Genomic DNA, 15863 nt, shown 5'->3' on the forward strand with positions numbered 1-15863 from the left:
TTATTTACTGTTTTTTACTTTGTCTACCATTTCTTTTGTAACTACTTTTTTAGAGTTACCCCAGCTGTTGTATACATAGGTTAGTACGTTTGCTATTTCATCTGAAGATAGCATTTGTCTTGTCATAACACTATTATAAGTTTCGCCATTAACTGTAATTTCGCCGGTTTTACCATGAAGAACAATACCGATAGCACGATCTACATCTGCATTTAAATAATCGGATTTTGCTAAAGGGGGAAAGGCATGTGGAATACCTTGGCCTTCACCTTGGTGACAAGCAAAACAAGTTTGCATATAGGCTTGTTTTCCAAATTCCATTTGTTCTTCAAACGATTTTGCGGGAATTTCCGAAGCTATAATTTCATCTGTTGTTGGCATGTTTTGTATTCCAGGACCTTCTGGTAAGTAAATATCATCGCGTATTTCGCCAGAATAAAGTGTTTTGTTTTTCTCTCCTTCAACTTTAAGCATTCCTAAGGCTCCTTTATTAAAGGCTCTAAAAATAGAGTGGTCTACTAAAATAAATGTGCCAGGTACTTCAACTTTAAACTCCATCATGGCAGCGCCACCGGCAGGAATTAATGTGGTTTGTACGTTTTCGTTAATAAGGTCGCCGCCTTCTACATGTACTCTATCGAATATTTCACCAATAACATGAAAGGAAGATACTAATCCTGGTCCACCATTACCAACAAAGAGTCTCACGGTTTCGCCTACTTTAGCTGTTAATGCATTGTCGCCAGTAAGAGCGCCTACTTTTCCGTTAAAAACCACGTAGTCGGCTTTTTCGTCAACGGCTTTTTGCATATCAAAAGGTTGTAAGCCACGTTCACCATTAGCACCTTTAGTGTAAAAATCACCTTGCATAATGTAATATTCTTTATCTACAGGAGGTAAACCGCCTTCGGGCTCTACTAAAATTAAACCATACATACCGTTGGCAATGTGCATTCCAACAGGGGCTGTTGCACAGTGATAAACGTATAAACCAGGATTTAAGGTTTTAAAGCTGAAAGTTTTTTCGTGGCCAGGTGCTACAAAAGAAGATTCTGCTCCACCACCAGGGCCAGTTACGGCGTGCATATCTATATTGTGTGGTAATTTGTTGTCTGGGTGGTTTTGTAAATGAAATTCTACCTCGTCACCAACACGAGTTCTAATAAAACTGCCTGGTACGGTGCCACCAAATGTCCAGTACATATATTTTACACCGTCTGTCATTTCGCCTTCTTTCTCAAGAATCTCCATTTTTACAATCAGTTTTTTTGCTTTACGTCGGCCAACTGGAGTTGGCACGTTTGGCGGAGATGTTAACTCTGCAATCATTTCTCTGCTTACAGGTATGTCTGCGGTATTTTCATACTCCTGTTCTTTCGATTTAAAACAAGACGTTAATAGTAGGGTGCTTAGAAAAGTTAAGCTTAATAAAAGGTTGGATGGTCTCATTAGTATTATTTTTTTAGTGATTTTATTTAAATTTTAATTAGGATAAATTTATCTTAATTAAGATTTATCAAAAATAATACTAAGCTTACTCGTAAAATATGACAAAAGTCAGTTTTATAAGTAAAGGATTAGAACATGTAATAAGTGTGTCTGTTTTTAGAAGTAAAACCGTACAAATGGGGCCCAAGCTTCAGAATATATACTTTTATCTTGGTCGTACAATACATCGTAACGAATACCAAAAGTTACGTTGCCACTTCTATAACCGGCTCCAAAATATAAGGCAGGAATCCAATAATTATCGTTCGGGATATCTAAATTTACATTATACCTGCGGTTTACATTAAGGTGCTCGAACTCGGCAGATAGTTGAATTTCGTTAATTGGGTTGTAAAAACCTATTAAACTTCCTCCTAAAATAGTAGATTTATAAACATTTTTCTGACTGTTGTACGTACCATTTACACCTATACCTAAAGAAAAGGAGTTGTTAAACTCGTAAACTGCATTTGGAGCTAAAGTACCACTGAAAAATCCGTCTCCGAAATTTAAACCAATACCTCCTCCATATCTTACATGCTCCCAAAAATCGCTTTTGAAATTTTGAGAATTAGATTGGTTAACCAGAGATATAAAAAATATTGAAAAAACAATAACTGCTTTGTTAATTGGGAAAAAAAGTTTCATAAGAATTAGAAATGATTAATAATTTAACAGTTTTCACTGCCATATTCGTGAAATGAACATTATTTGCCATAAATATAGTTAAAGAAACCTCTAATTTTACTAAAAGTTGTATTTTTGAAAAATATTTTGACTAACCTACAAGGGATTAAAAATAGCAATGGATAAATTTTCATTTTTAAATACAGCACACACAGCATATTTTGCTGACTTATACGATCAATATTTACAAAACCCAGATTCGGTAGAACCGAGCTGGAGAGCCTTTTTTCAAGGTTATGATTTTGGTAGCGAAAACTCGGAATTAGACGGGGAAACAACAGGAGGTGTTTCGGCAGATGTGCCAGAACAACTTCAAAAAGAGTTTCAAGTTGTAAGACTTATTGATGGCTACAGAATGCGTGGGCATTTGTTTACTAAAACAAACCCAGTACGTGATCGTCGTACTTATTCACCAACTCTAGAAATCTCGAATTTCGGACTTAACGCAAACGATTTAGATACCGTTTTTACTGCCGGAGAAATTTTAGGTATTGGTACTAGAACACTTCGTGAAATTATTATACACCTAGACAATATATATTGTAGTTCTATTGGTGTAGAGTATATGTACTTGCGTAACCCAGAAGTTATTGCTTGGTGGCAAGGACAACTTAACAGAAATGATAATCAACCAAATTTTTCGGCTGAAACAAAAAAATATATACTTTCAAAATTAAACCAAGCGGTTACTTTCGAAAACTTTTTGCAAACTAAATATGTTGGGCAAAAGCGTTTTTCTTTAGAAGGAGGAGAGTCTTTAATTCCTGCTATAAGTAATGTGCTTTTTTATGCCGTAGAAAAATATGGTGTTAAAGAATGTGTATTAGGTATGGCTCACCGTGGTCGTCTAAATACATTGGTTAATATTTTTAGAAAACCTTTGCACGAACTTTTTAGTGAGTTTGATGGTAAAGATTTTGAAGATATGGATATTGATGGTGATGTAAAGTATCATTTAGGGTTAACACTCGATAAAACTTACCAAAACGGTAAGGATATCAAGATGAATTTGGTGCCAAACCCATCGCACTTAGAAACCGTTGCTCCAGTAGCAGAAGGGATTACAAGAGCAAAAATTGATACGGATTACGATGGTGATGATTCTAAAATATTACCAATTATAGTACATGGTGATGCTGCTATTGCTGGGCAAGGTATTGCTTATGAGGTAGCACAAATGAGTCAGTTAGCAGGGTACAAAACCGGAGGAACTGTACATATTGTTGTAAATAACCAAATTGGGTTTACAACTAATTACTTAGATGCACGTTCTAGTACCTATTGTACAGACGTTGCTAAAGTCACTTTATCTCCAGTTTTACACGTAAATGCTGATGATGCAGAAGCTGTTGTTCATGCCGTAGAAATGGCATTAGAATACAGAATGAGATATAAGAAAGATGTTTATATCGATTTATTAGGGTATAGAAAATATGGCCATAATGAAGGTGATGAACCAAGATTTACACAGCCTAAATTATATAAAGAAATAGCTAAGCACGCTAACCCGTTTAAAATTTATGCGGATAAATTAATTGCTGAAAAAACAATTGATCAAGCTTATGTAGATGGTATTATTTCTGATTTTAAAGAGACTTTAGAAGCAGAGTATACTAAAGCTAAAGAAGCTAAATCTTCTATAGTTCGTGAGTTTATGCAAGAACGCTGGACAGATTTTGAACGTCAAGATGAAAAATCTATGCTTATTTCTGAAGATACTGGCTATCCAAAAGAAAAGTTAGAAGAGATTTCTAAAATTGTTTCAACAGTTCCTAAAGGTGTTAAGTTTTTACGTAAAGCTGAACGTATACTTGCCGGACGTGAAAAAATGGTTTTTGAAACCGATACCTTAGATTGGGGTATGGCAGAAACTTTAGCTTACGGAAGTTTGCTTGAAGAAGGATTCAATGTTCGTATTTCTGGGCAAGATGTAGAGCGTGGTACATTTAGTCACCGTCATGCTATTTTGCGCGATGAAATTTCAGAAGAACGTATTAACTTACTAAATACAAATCCTGAAAATAAGGGTAAAATGGATATTTACAATTCCTTTTTATCAGAATATGGTGTGTTAGGTTTCGATTATGGTTATGCCATGGCAAACCCAAATACATTAACCATTTGGGAAGCTCAATTTGGAGATTTTAGTAATGGTGCTCAAATTATATTCGATCAATATTTATCGGCTGCGGAAGATAAATGGAAATCACAAAACGGTATTGTTGTATTATTACCGCATGGTTACGAGGGGCAAGGTTCTGAGCATTCATCGGCAAGAATAGAGCGTTACTTACAGTTATGTGGAATGGATAATATGATTGTTGCAGACTGTACAACGCCAGGTAATATGTATCACTTGTTACGTCGTCAAATGAAACGTAACTATAGAAAACCATTAATTGTTTTCACTCCAAAGAGTTTATTACGCCATCCAAAAGCAGTGTCTAGTTTATCAGACTTAGCTTCTGGTCAGTTTGAAGAAGTAATCGACGATACTATTAATCCAACAAATGTTAAGAAATTAGTATTCTGTACAGGTAAATTTTATTACGATTTATTAGCTGAAAGAGAAGAATTAGGAAATGAAGATGTTGCTTTAGTAAGGATAGAGCAATTATTCCCACTTCATTTAGAAAAAATACAAAGTGTAATAGACAAGTATCCAAATGTAGAAAATTATATTTGGGCACAAGAAGAGCCAAGAAATATGGGAGCTTGGAGCCATATGGCACAGCGCATGGATTTAGTGAAGTTAGAAGTAATATCACGTCCATTTAATTCTGTACCAGCACCAGGATCTAGTACTAGAGATAAAAGAAGGCAACGTCGTGTAATCGATGAGGTTTTCGGAAATTAAATAAAAAGAATAAAATTCATATACCATTAAAATTATAAAGAATGATTTTAGAAATGAAAGTGCCTTCACCAGGCGAATCTATCACAGAAGTAGAAATAGCGACTTGGTTAGTTGAAGACGGCGATTACGTTGAAAAAGACCAAGCTATTGCAGAAGTTGATAGTGATAAAGCAACCTTAGAATTACCAGCAGAAGTTAGCGGAATTATTACGCTTAAAGCGGAAGAAGGTGACGCTGTAGAAGTTGGAGCTGTAGTTTGTTTAATTGATACAAGTGCAGAAAAACCAGCAGGTGGTGAAGCACCAAAAGCAGAAGCTAAGGTGGAAGCACCAAAAGCAGAAGCACCAAAAGCTGCTGAAGCTAAAACTTATGCAACAGGTTCTGCAAGTCCTGCTGCTAAAAAAGTATTAGCTGAAAAAGGAATTGATGCTGCATCTGTTTCAGGTACTGGTAAAGCGGGTCGTATTACCAAAGAAGATGCTGTAAACGCTGTGCCTTCTATGGGAACACCAACTGGTGGTAGTCGTGGTACTTCAAGAAGTAAAATGTCTATGTTACGTAGAAAAGTAGCAGAGCGTTTAGTTGAGGTTAAAAATACAACAGCTATGTTAACTACGTTTAACGAGGTTGATATGTCTCCTATTTTTGCATTACGTTCTGAGTATAAAGAAACGTTTAAAGCAAAGCATGGTGTTGGTTTAGGATTTATGAGTTTCTTTACTTTAGCAGTTGTTAGAGCTTTAGAGATGTATCCAGCAGTAAATTCAATGATGGATGGTAAAGAAATGTTATCATACGATTTTTGCGATATTAGTATAGCTGTATCAGGACCAAAAGGTTTAATGGTGCCAGTAATTCGTAATGCTGAAAACTTATCATTTAGAGGTGTAGAGTCTGAAGTAAAACGTTTAGCTCTACGTGCAAGAGACGGTCAGATTACAGTTGATGAAATGACAGGTGGTACATTTACAATCACCAATGGTGGTGTATTTGGTAGTATGTTATCTACGCCAATTATTAACCCACCGCAAAGTGGAATTTTAGGAATGCATAACATTGTAGAGCGCCCTGTGGCAATCGACGGTCAAGTTGTAATCCGTCCAATAATGTACGTAGCTTTATCTTACGATCATAGAATTATTGATGGTAAGGAAAGTGTAGGATTCTTAGTTGCTGTAAAAGAAGCTTTAGAAAACCCAACTGAATTATTGATGAATAATGATGTTAAAAAGGCTTTAGAGCTTTAGTAAATAATAATTTTTAATTGCTAAAAAGGGTGTTTCATATCTATGAAACACCCTTTTTTTATTTGTTTTAGTCGTTTTATTTGAGAGAGACTAAGACAACAACATATATAAGTTAAACGATACAATTATAACAGCCAAAATAAAAACAACAGCGAGTGCTAGTTTATTTACAGGGTTGCTTTTTTCTTCCATGATTTGATCTTTAAGCATTTGTCTAGAATTTTAAGGGTTGGACTTGCGCTGGATTTGTTGGTAATTAATAGCACCGTAAAGGTATGTTACAGGTTCGAAAAAAAAAATACGCAATTGTACGTATTTTTATAATGCAGAAGATGTTGAATGCAAAGCAAGTTTTTTCCATATTTTGGAAAGTAGTAAAAAGCAAAAAACCCTAAATCATAACGATTTAGAGTCTTTTTTTAATTCTCCCTAAGAACTAATTAATAGCACTGTAAAGATATACTATATTTGCGTAAGAAAAAATACGCACTTCTACTTATTTTTATAAAAATTCTTTGTTAACGGTTGCCCAAATGGCAAGAGATGTTGGTTTTTTATCCAAATTTAATTTAGAAACTATATTGCTACGGTGTTTATCTACCGTTCTTACAGAAATAGAAAGCTCTTCAGCAATGATTTGGCTTGTTTTGCTTTCCGATATTAATCGTACTATTCTTAATTCAGATTTAGTTAAAAGCCCTAAATTCTTTGGTCTCGCGTTGTTATTGTGGTTTAGGTAAGATGCTATTTCTTCACTAAAATAGCGTTTTCCGTCTAGTACGTGTTGAATACAGGTTTCAATTTCTTCAACAGCAAATTCCTTTAAAATATATCCGTATACCCCAGATTGAATGGCTTGATCGTAAACTTCTTCTTCTTTATCAAAAGTAATTAGTATAATTTTGGTGGGAAGATTGTGTTTTTTACAGGCTTCAGCAATTTCTAAACCTGTTTTAAAGGGCATTCTAATATCAAGAATGGCAATTTCTGGCTCTAATTTTATAATTAAATTATAGGCCGCTTTACCATCTTCGGCGCTTCCAATAATATTAAACCCTTTGTTGGTTAAAAAATCGGTAAGACCACGCAGCATTAACGGATGATCATCTGCTATGACGATATTTGTGTTCATTATTTATTTGCTAGGAAGAGGTTAATTGCTATATCGAAGTAATTTAAATAATTATAACTTTAAATACAAGTATTTCTTTTCATAATCAATGATGCCTTTTCCTTTTTTCAAAATATCGGCACCAATGATACCGTCTACCGGTTTTGCATTATGATTTATAAGAGCTGTATTTACGTGAGATAAGTTGAATAGAACTAAAACAACTTTGTTGTTGCTCCATTTGCCGATTTTTACTTTGTTTTTTTTAGACATTTTGGTTTCCATGTCTGTTGCTCCTGCACCTGCAGCTTTAATTAGTGAGTCTTCGGCATTAAGATTAAAGGTTTCAATAGCTTCAAAACCAACACAAGAGCTGGAAGCTCCAGTATCTAGAATAAACAAACCTTTTTTACCATTAATGGACGCTTTTATTTCAAAATGATTTGTTTTCGTTAAATGCAGTTTTACTTTAGTGTAACCCTTATTTAAAAGAAATTCTTGGAGGTTTGTTGTCATTTACGCTTTAATTTCATTGCTAAAAGTACTATAAACAGTACAATAAATATACCAATGCAAACATAAATTGTGAAGTTTTGCGATTTAACTTCCGTAAGGTCGCCGTAATAAACAAAAGCACTCCAATAATATGGCGATTTTTTAGAATTATTAATCGACTCGTTTTTAATATAACTTATTTTAGAGGCTTGGTTGGCGGTATATGCAGATTGTGATGTACTGTAGTTTTTGTAAAAAGACTCCATAATTTGAGCCGTAGATAAATCGTTTATTTGCCAAAGTGAAAACAAAATATTTTGAGCTCCTGCATATTGAAATCCGCGAGCTATGCTCATGGCGCCTTCGCCTTTGTATAATTTGCCAATACCCGTTTCGCAGGCGCTTAAAACGACTAGATTAGGGCTTAAATCTAAACTATAAAGCTCATTTAAAAATAAGGTGTCATCAAAAAAGGATAAGTTTGATGAGGTTACAAAATCGCCACTGCTCGCATGTGTTGATAGGTGTATAACATTGTAGTTTGGAGCATTTGTGAAGAAGTTACTTTTACTAGCTTTCGCTTTCATGAATAGTTTTGAAGGCATGTGTTTTTCAATGGCTTCAGATTCTTTAACAGAATAGGTTAATGCTTGAGTTTCATTTTCAAAAACCGGAAAAAAACCTAAAACGGTATTCGTGTTTTGCTTTATGCTTTCATTTAAATATAAAACAGTGCTACTGTTGTAGACTACGTTTTGCTTTTTGATTAAAAAAGGCATTTTAGAATACAATGTGGTTTTAGTCTTGTTTGTTAATAAAGCCTCGAAAGGGATAAAGTTGATTAGACCGTCGGGAATTATAATTATGTTTTTGCTTGAAGGAGCCTTGTCAAGATTTAATAGCTTGTAAACCTCAAAAGCTTGTGTTGTGTAATTTTGAATATCATTATTTATGGTTGAAGCCTTGTTAAATAAGTTGATGAAATTAGAAACTTGTTGCTTAATGTCTAAGGTGAAATGGATACGATTTAAATTTATGTCTTGCTCTGAAATTATAAATTGATAAATGCTATTTTTTCCATAAAAATATTCGATTAATACGGCGTTGTCTTTTTTTAATTTAGATGTTAAATTGTTGAAATTAAAAGGTTTATTAGTGTTTGGGTGTTTTTTTGAAATCTTTGAATTAAGTTTTTTTAATTGAATACTAATGCTACTAAGTTTACTACTTAAATTGTTAATTTGTGAAGCTGATAAATCTTCTTTTACTAATAAACTTGTAAGCTGTTCTTGAGTTTTTAAAAGTTGAAACTCTTCTATGAGTAAGCTGTCATTAGGAAAATGTTGTAAGCGTTTTTTCTTTAAAAATATAGTTTTTAATACCGAAGACTTGCTGTTTTCGGCATATTCGAGTGCTGTTTTTAAAAGTGTTTTGTTTTTTGTTTTAGCGTAGGTGTCATAAAGAATGTCTATGCTTTTTTCGCTTCGTATGCGGTTGTTTGTTTCGTTTAATATCTTAGTTTCTTGAGAGGTCCAGCTGTTTTGCATTAAATTAGAAACATAAAAACTAAGATCTAAACTTTCTAGAGCTATTTTTGGGTTTGTTTCAATTTCAGCATACATATCGAAAATATCAATAAAGGTATTATCGGCAAATAATTGATTTTTATTTGGTAAGTTATTGCTGTTGTGTGTTGGTAATAACGTTTTTATTGCAGCGTGCAAGCTTTTTATGGCTTCGTTTGGTTGTTTTAAAAGGTAGTGAAGTTGGGCTTCTTCAATATCTAGTTGGGCTATTTTACGTTTTGTAGCACCGTGCTTTAATTGGTTTTTCTTATATGATGAAAAAGCTATAAAGGCCTGTTTAAAACTTTTATTTTTCAGATGAAATAAATAATTATTTCTGTCGCTATCTTTGATTGAAGTATTCTTTAATTGATTTAAAGCAGCAAGGCATTCTGTTTTTATTTGAAGTAGTCGTGTTTTTTGTAATTGAGTAATAGGTTTGATTTTTAAGCCTTCTTCCACTGTGCTTATTGATGTTTCATGTTTGCCTAAAGTGTAATATAGTTTAGCTAAATTAATGAAGCCACTTATTTGGTGTGAGCTGTTTTTGTTGTTTTTAGCTAAGTATATATATTGATTTATGGTGTTTAAGGCATTAGTGAAATCGCCAGTTTTGGTGTATAATGTACCTAGCGGATTTAAGCAATTTTCAATAATATCGAAATCTGAAATTAGAGAGAGTTCGTTACTATTATAGCGTTTTAAAGCATCTTCGTAAGTAGAAATTGCTTTTGATAATTCCGATTCTTGAAATAAGTAAAAGCCTTTGTGCGTCTGTAAAAATACAAGAGCCAACTGTTCATCTTTCGATTTTACTTGCCGCTTAAAGGTTTCTTCTTTTTTATTTAAAATTCTAAGTGTATTGCTGCTAGGAGCTTCAATAAAAGTTTCTGCAGCTAAATAAATAGTTTCCTCTAAATTTTGAGAGAAGCTAAGTGACGTTATAAGAAAAAGAAGAAAGCTAATTGTTTTCATGTTATATTGGAAATCATGTATTTATCCAAAATCGCAGTTTTGTTTTTTATAGATTGTAATACTTAAAACTTCCATATAGCATAAAATTGCCAGTAGTTAAAATCGTCTTCAAAATTTAGAATATATCGTGCGCCTACACTAGGACCTATTCTCGCAAAACCAGCTGTAGCTTCAAATAATAAACCGGTCCTTAAGTTTGTGAAAGATTCGTTTGTGCTGCTAGTTTCTGTAAAGGTGTTAAATGGATCACCTTCAGATGTATCACCGTCAAACTGTTCAATAAGTATATTTTGAGTAGATTTTTCACTTACAGATATAGTGTTTTGTACACCTGCACCAAGACCAATATAGTTGTTTAAATTGTAGCGCAGTAAAACGGGAACGTCCCAATCTATGTTTTTGTTAGAAGTTTCGGTTGTGGTACTTTGAAAGAAGCGAAAACCTTGCGGGCCGTCTACAAACTCTTCTGTTACTTCGATGTTACTATCGTAATTATGAAAATTATTCATAAGTTCAACTTGCCAATATAATCTGTACGATTTATAAGGAGAAAGTGTTGCTCCTATAAAATAACTTTCGGAATTACGTAAATCAGTAAAGGAATTATAACCCATTTTGGCGCCAATGGATATTCCGGGTAAAAATCGAGTGGTGGAATAATTAGTAATTATGGGATCGTTTTTATCAAAAATAATAGCCGTTTTACTTTTTGTTTTTGTTTTATGAAAATCCTTAGCAAATTTTATGCTGTATTGTACAAAGCCTTTTGTAGAATCGTATTCTTTTACGTTTTTCTGTTCGCTACCAGGTAAGTAAATGTTTTTAAAGGTGAAAATAGCTTGCGTTTTTGTGAATGCAGTATCGAGGCAACTGTAGAGCACTTCACGCTTTGGGCATATTTCACATTTGGGATACATATCGAGAACCTTCAAGGTCGTTTTGTCTAACATGTCTGGAATATCAGTTTCTAAACGGATTGTATTTGCAGGTCCTTCGCCATTATTTTGAAACTTTATTTTATACTTTAAAGTTTTAAAACGCACCAAACGATAATTCATAAATGTAGCGTTAGACGACATTTTATTGGGGTCATGAGAGGTTACAATTTCCATTTCCATGTCTTTCACTTTATGATTGTCGTAATTAGCATCAGGAATATAAATACCACGAACAGAAATTATGGCACTGGTATCTTTTACCATTTCCGGTGTAGTTTTTAAGCTGAAAAAGATATTACGTTCTTCTTCGGGTTGCATGTTATCGAATTCTAGAACACGCCAATTTTTGTATATGGATTTAGCTTCTGATAAGGTTAGTGGTAAATTGGTTTTTAGGGTAGAATCTTGTTCTACATTTCTAAAATTTGTGATTTCGCTATTTGAAGATGCTAAATAGGTGTTATTGTTTTCAACGTTTTTGGTGTAAGCAAAAGCATCGGTTGATATGTTTTTTTCGTTATGATGTAGTCTAGTTTCTGTTAACTCGAAATTATCAGCTTTGTATTTATGTTCATTATAAAATAGATATATTTTTCCGTTGGTAGTATAGTTTTTTATGTTTTTGTAGCTTAAAATAGTTACAATTTCTTCTTCAGGAACTGGCTCTCTATTTCTTTTAAGCGTGAAATCGTCTTCCATAGAAGCTTCATCTTGATAATCATCGGTAATAGAGGTGATGTTTATTTTTTTTGGACGTGTTGTTGGTGGTTTTCCGGTGTCGTAATTATTGGTTGCCCAAAGTTTTACTTCATATTCACCTTTCTTTTTATAGGTGTGCCTTGCTTCGGGATCTGTGCTGTATGTGCCATCTCCCATTTCCCAGTAATGGGTGTAAAAGGCTTTTGGAGCACCAGCTATTTGTGTTAAAGCAGGTGTTTCTGGTGTTAATAAAACGGAGTTGTTGGTAACGTTTGCTTTAATTGTAGCGGTTCTAGTAATGGTGTCGGTAATGTGTTGTTGACCAAGAATAAATAAAGGGAAGACTATTGTTAAAAGTAGGAAGCTGTATTTTTTCATAGTACCATTTAGTTAATATGCTTATAAATATACAAAAGAGAATGTCGATAAAAATTATAAAGTGTTTTTAAGGTCTTTTTTACTTAAAAAAGTGCGTGTAGATTACAACTAGGTTTGCCCAGAGTATAACTACAATACAGATTATTAATATTTTTAAAAAGAGATTCTTCTTCATACTATTATATCAAATAGAAATACTTTTTGTTACCCTATATAAGTGGCTTTTTTTCAAATTAAAAACCCAGAAACAAAAGTTTCTGGGTTAAAAATTAGGTTAGGTCTGTCTCGTTTTGAGTAGACGAGCACAGTGGGGCAAAAAAGGTGTTATGGTAGTGCGTTAATAATAGCTGCAAGTTGTGCTTGTGTTACGGTTGTAGTTTCACTTTCGGTAATAGTGATAATTCCATTTTCTACTATGGTTGCGGCTTGTACGGCGTATTTCCAGTTGCTAGCATCTTCGCTTACAAAAATAACATGACATTCTAATCCAACAGGAATTTGTCCGTAATGTTCGCTAAATAACCCTGTACTAGCATCGTAAGTATCTAAGTTTGCTAATGCAGCAGGTTCGCCATCGTAAGATAAATATACACTGCTATTGGTGTTGTCGTAACCTTCTGGAACAGCAACTAAAATGGTTGTTTTTTCTCTTGGGTCGTTGTAAAAACGATCTACATTAGTCCAACCAAAGTCGCCAATAAAAGCATAGTAATTGGTGTGTTCTGCAAATACACCACGTTCATCACCATTTTCATTTTGGGCTTCTTCCCAAACTAAATCACCATTGTCGTCAATATTTCCGTCCCATAAAATCATGTCTGGATCAATATCTCCCGTTAAATTAGCAGGAATCCCTAATTGGATGGTGCCATTTAGTTGTAAATCTGCACCGTTTTGTGCGGCATTTATAAAAAACTCACCACCAGAAATTAGTAACGCTTTGTTACCGTCTGCCATAAGTCCCATAGTAGGTTTGTTGGTAACTAGCATGTTGGCTCTGTCAAATAATTCAACAAATTCTAAATCTATGGTGCCAGTAATAGGGTTTCCGTTTAAGGTTAAATTAGCTGTGTTGAGTCTAATATCTACCCCGTTTTCTGAAGTTAAAGTTATCGATCCATCGGCGGCGTCAAATTGAAATGTTTGTGTTAAGCCTTTCAAGGCATCGTCTTGTATATTTCTAAACTCGGCAGCGGTTGCTGGAATAATAATTTCAGTATCGTTTTCTTCTTTTGTTGAACAGCTTGTAAAAACTAAAGCTGAAACAAATAAAGTGCCTAAAATGTGTTTTAAATTTTTCATGATTATTGGGTTTTAATATGTTCTTTACTTTTATATAAACAGTGCACTTGTTTTGTTACCCTGTTTTTGATTCTAATTTTAATTTATTGTTGTGGTTGGCTCATTATTAATTTTTCTACAATAACATCTCCTGAGGCTACAAGAGCAATCATTTTTTGTGCATAAGCTTCACTAGATGAGTATCCTTTTGCTGTTCCGCTTGTAGTTTTAACTTCCCAAAAGTAATTTCTGTTTGTAGCGTTGTTTAAGTCGGCTTCTAGCATAAAATAGCTTGTAATTTTTTTGTTTTTCACCACCTCTCCGCTACTCGAATAAGAAATCATTCGCTTTGCGTTTTCAAAACTTAAAGCTGTTCCAGAGTAAGTCCCTTTGTTCGTTTTAACTTCCCAATCAAAAATTTGTGCAATATTGTTTGCTGTGTTAGCATAAATTTCTGTTGCTGTGTTAAGGTTTGTTTTTTCATTAGTAGCATTCATATTTAAAATTGATAATACTACGGTTCCGATAATTAAAATTGAATTTTTCATAAGTTCTAAATGTTTATTGTTGTAATTATTAGTTTTAAAATTGTTAGTCAATTTGACTGTTACACCCTTATATCAAAACCATTTTAAAATTGTTACCCTTTTTTTTGAAAGTTTTTTTACATTAGTAGCAAATACAAGGGGTAATGAGTGAAAAAAAAACACACGAAGACCAAAAATATATTGATGGCTTATTAAAAAACAACAGTTTTATTATACAAGCCATCTACGATAAATTTGTGCCAAAAGTGGTTAATTATATTAAGCAGAATAGTGGTAGTCGCGATCAGGCTCAGGACGTTGTGCAGGACACACTGGTTACTATTTATAATCAAGCAAGCGAAAAAGGTTTGAAATTAACCTGCCCTTTTGATGCTTATTTCTTCTTGTTATGTAAACGAAAGTGGCTCAATGTTTTGAAAAAAACATCGAATAAAGAGGTAACAATTAACGAGGAGGTTTTATCTAAAGGAGACGAGGCTCAAGAACTAGCATTTGAAACCTCGGTATTTGGAGAAAAACAAGCTTTATTTGCCGAAATGTTCGAAAAACTAGGTAATGCATGTCAAGATTTGTTAAAAGCTACTTTCAAAATAAAATCGATGGAAGAAGTTGCAGCAAGTTTAAATGTAACCTACGCCTATGCACGTAAAAAGAAATCGTTGTGCATTGGTAAACTAACCGAGTTGGTTCGTGAGTCTCCCAAATTTAACCAGTTTAACAATTAACCATCATGGAAAAAGAAAATTATATACAATTTGAAGAATATCTTGCGGGCAGCCTAAATCAAGTAGAGCTCGAGGTGTTCGAGAATAAATTAAAAACGGATAGCGCTTTCGCGGAAGCGTTTCAAACCTATAAAAATTTGTCTCATTATTTAAGTGATAAATTTGGGAATGAAACCGAATCGGAAGCTTTTAAAGAGAATTTAAAAAGTATATCAAGTAAATATTTTATTCAAAAAGACGAAGCTGTTTCCAGAGAAAAAACGAGTAAAAACTCGTTCAAATTCTATAAATATGCCATTGCTGCTTGTGTGATTGTAATGTTTGGGGTTTTTACTTTTGGTGAGTTCTCAAACCCATCTTATGGCGACTTTAATAATTACGATACTATAAGTTTAACAGTTAGAGGCGAAAATGACGATTTATTAAAAACGGCCGAAAACGCCTTTAATTCTAAAGATTTCGCTTCCGCGGAAAAAGCTTTTGCCCAGTTAATTCAAATAGATCCAAGCAATGCCGAGTTAAACTTATACAGTGCTATTAGTAATATTGAGTTGAGTGATTATGATAAGGCAGATGAATTGTTAACTGAAATCGCTAATGAAAATTCAGCATATAAAAATAAAGCCATTTGGTATTTAGCCTTAAGTAAATTAAAACAAGAAGATGTTTTGGCATGTATAGATATTTTAAAAACAATACCTGAAGATGCTGAAGATTATGAGCGTGCGCAGAAATTGCTAAATAAATTAGATTAACAACAACGCTTAAAAATAAGTTAGAATACAATAGACCTGTGAAGTTTATGCTTTGCAGGTCTTTTTTGTTAATCTAATTGATAAATACCTCGGCAAATTTAAATACTTCATTAT

At 33.6% G+C, this 15863-nt stretch carries 12 protein-coding genes; 4 read left to right on the plus strand and 8 right to left on the minus strand.

From position 1 onward, the window contains the following. Entirely contained in the window at window positions 1–1449 is a 1449-nt protein-coding gene (gene nirK, locus BM246_RS07715; RefSeq protein ID WP_074936927.1) for a copper-containing nitrite reductase, read from the minus strand. A gap of 156 nt (window positions 1450–1605) precedes the next feature. Further along, window positions 1606–2136 (minus strand): hypothetical protein, encoded by a 531-nt coding sequence (locus BM246_RS07720; RefSeq protein WP_042496510.1) that lies wholly within the window; start codon window positions 2134–2136, stop codon window positions 1606–1608. Window positions 2137–2293: 157 nt separating this feature from the next. On the opposite strand from BM246_RS07720, the gene BM246_RS07725 reads away from it, so the two are divergent. Beyond that, window positions 2294–5032 carry a 2-oxoglutarate dehydrogenase E1 component gene (locus BM246_RS07725; RefSeq protein WP_074936928.1) on the plus strand — a complete coding sequence of 913 codons (2739 nt, stop codon included), beginning with the start codon at window positions 2294–2296 and terminating at the stop codon, window positions 5030–5032. 41 nt (window positions 5033–5073) lie between these two features. Continuing rightward, window positions 5074–6279 carry a 2-oxoglutarate dehydrogenase complex dihydrolipoyllysine-residue succinyltransferase gene (odhB, locus tag BM246_RS07730; RefSeq protein WP_042496515.1) on the plus strand — a complete coding sequence of 402 codons (1206 nt, stop codon included), beginning with the start codon at window positions 5074–5076 and terminating at the stop codon, window positions 6277–6279. A 502-nt stretch (window positions 6280–6781) separates the two neighbouring features. Here the strand turns inward: odhB and BM246_RS07735 are convergent. The 6 genes from BM246_RS07735 to BM246_RS07760 all read right to left on the minus strand — a co-directional run bounded on the left by BM246_RS07735 (window position 6782) and on the right by BM246_RS07760 (window position 14269). After that, window positions 6782–7411 (minus strand): response regulator, encoded by a 630-nt coding sequence (locus tag BM246_RS07735; RefSeq protein WP_042502537.1) that lies wholly within the window; start codon window positions 7409–7411, stop codon window positions 6782–6784. Window positions 7412–7462: 51 nt separating this feature from the next. Beyond that, window positions 7463–7906, minus strand: coding sequence for a retropepsin-like aspartic protease (locus BM246_RS07740; RefSeq protein WP_074936931.1), 444 nt, complete (start codon window positions 7904–7906; stop codon window positions 7463–7465). Further along, window positions 7903–10425, minus strand: coding sequence for a CHAT domain-containing protein (locus BM246_RS07745; protein ID WP_074936933.1), 2523 nt, complete (start codon window positions 10423–10425; stop codon window positions 7903–7905). The genes BM246_RS07740 and BM246_RS07745 overlap by 4 nt, the downstream gene beginning before the upstream one ends. Before the next feature lie 62 nt (window positions 10426–10487). After that, window positions 10488–12440 carry a DUF7849 domain-containing protein gene (locus BM246_RS07750; RefSeq protein ID WP_074936935.1) on the minus strand — a complete coding sequence of 651 codons (1953 nt, stop codon included), beginning with the start codon at window positions 12438–12440 and terminating at the stop codon, window positions 10488–10490. A gap of 324 nt (window positions 12441–12764) precedes the next feature. Then, entirely contained in the window at window positions 12765–13742 is a 978-nt protein-coding gene (locus tag BM246_RS07755; RefSeq protein WP_074936937.1) for a hypothetical protein, read from the minus strand. Window positions 13743–13825: 83 nt separating this feature from the next. Beyond that, entirely contained in the window at window positions 13826–14269 is a 444-nt protein-coding gene (locus BM246_RS07760) for a hypothetical protein (protein ID WP_139221867.1), read from the minus strand. Between the two features lie 143 nt (window positions 14270–14412). Here BM246_RS07760 and BM246_RS07765 point away from each other — a divergent pair, with 143 nt between their 5' ends. Together BM246_RS07765 and BM246_RS07770 are read left to right on the plus strand one after the other, a co-directional pair. Then, entirely contained in the window at window positions 14413–14994 is a 582-nt protein-coding gene (locus BM246_RS07765; RefSeq protein ID WP_042502544.1) for an RNA polymerase sigma factor, read from the plus strand. Between the two features lie 5 nt (window positions 14995–14999). Next, complete coding sequence (locus BM246_RS07770; RefSeq protein ID WP_074936942.1) at window positions 15000–15749, plus strand: tetratricopeptide repeat protein; 750 nt, start codon at window positions 15000–15002, stop codon at window positions 15747–15749. The last annotated feature ends 114 nt before the right edge of the window (window positions 15750–15863 follow it).

Origin of the sequence: Algibacter lectus (genome assembly GCF_900112395.1) — a bacterium.
GTDB lineage: Bacteria > Bacteroidota > Bacteroidia > Flavobacteriales > Flavobacteriaceae > Algibacter > Algibacter lectus.

Coding starts and splice junctions, on each gene's coding strand:
- nirK (WP_074936927.1), bottom strand. CDS start 1,449: ATGAGACCATCCAACCTTTTATTAAGCTTAACTTTTCTAAGCACCCTA.
- BM246_RS07720 (WP_042496510.1), bottom strand. CDS start 2,136: ATGAAACTTTTTTTCCCAATTAACAAAGCAGTTATTGTTTTTTCAATA.
- BM246_RS07725 (WP_074936928.1), top strand. CDS start 2,294: ATGGATAAATTTTCATTTTTAAATACAGCACACACAGCATATTTTGCT.
- odhB (WP_042496515.1), top strand. CDS start 5,074: ATGATTTTAGAAATGAAAGTGCCTTCACCAGGCGAATCTATCACAGAA.
- BM246_RS07735 (WP_042502537.1), bottom strand. CDS start 7,411: ATGAACACAAATATCGTCATAGCAGATGATCATCCGTTAATGCTGCGT.
- BM246_RS07740 (WP_074936931.1), bottom strand. CDS start 7,906: ATGACAACAAACCTCCAAGAATTTCTTTTAAATAAGGGTTACACTAAA.
- BM246_RS07745 (WP_074936933.1), bottom strand. CDS start 10,425: ATGAAAACAATTAGCTTTCTTCTTTTTCTTATAACGTCACTTAGCTTC.
- BM246_RS07750 (WP_074936935.1), bottom strand. CDS start 12,440: ATGAAAAAATACAGCTTCCTACTTTTAACAATAGTCTTCCCTTTATTT.
- BM246_RS07755 (WP_074936937.1), bottom strand. CDS start 13,742: ATGAAAAATTTAAAACACATTTTAGGCACTTTATTTGTTTCAGCTTTA.
- BM246_RS07760 (WP_139221867.1), bottom strand. CDS start 14,269: ATGAAAAATTCAATTTTAATTATCGGAACCGTAGTATTATCAATTTTA.
- BM246_RS07765 (WP_042502544.1), top strand. CDS start 14,413: ATGAGTGAAAAAAAAACACACGAAGACCAAAAATATATTGATGGCTTA.
- BM246_RS07770 (WP_074936942.1), top strand. CDS start 15,000: ATGGAAAAAGAAAATTATATACAATTTGAAGAATATCTTGCGGGCAGC.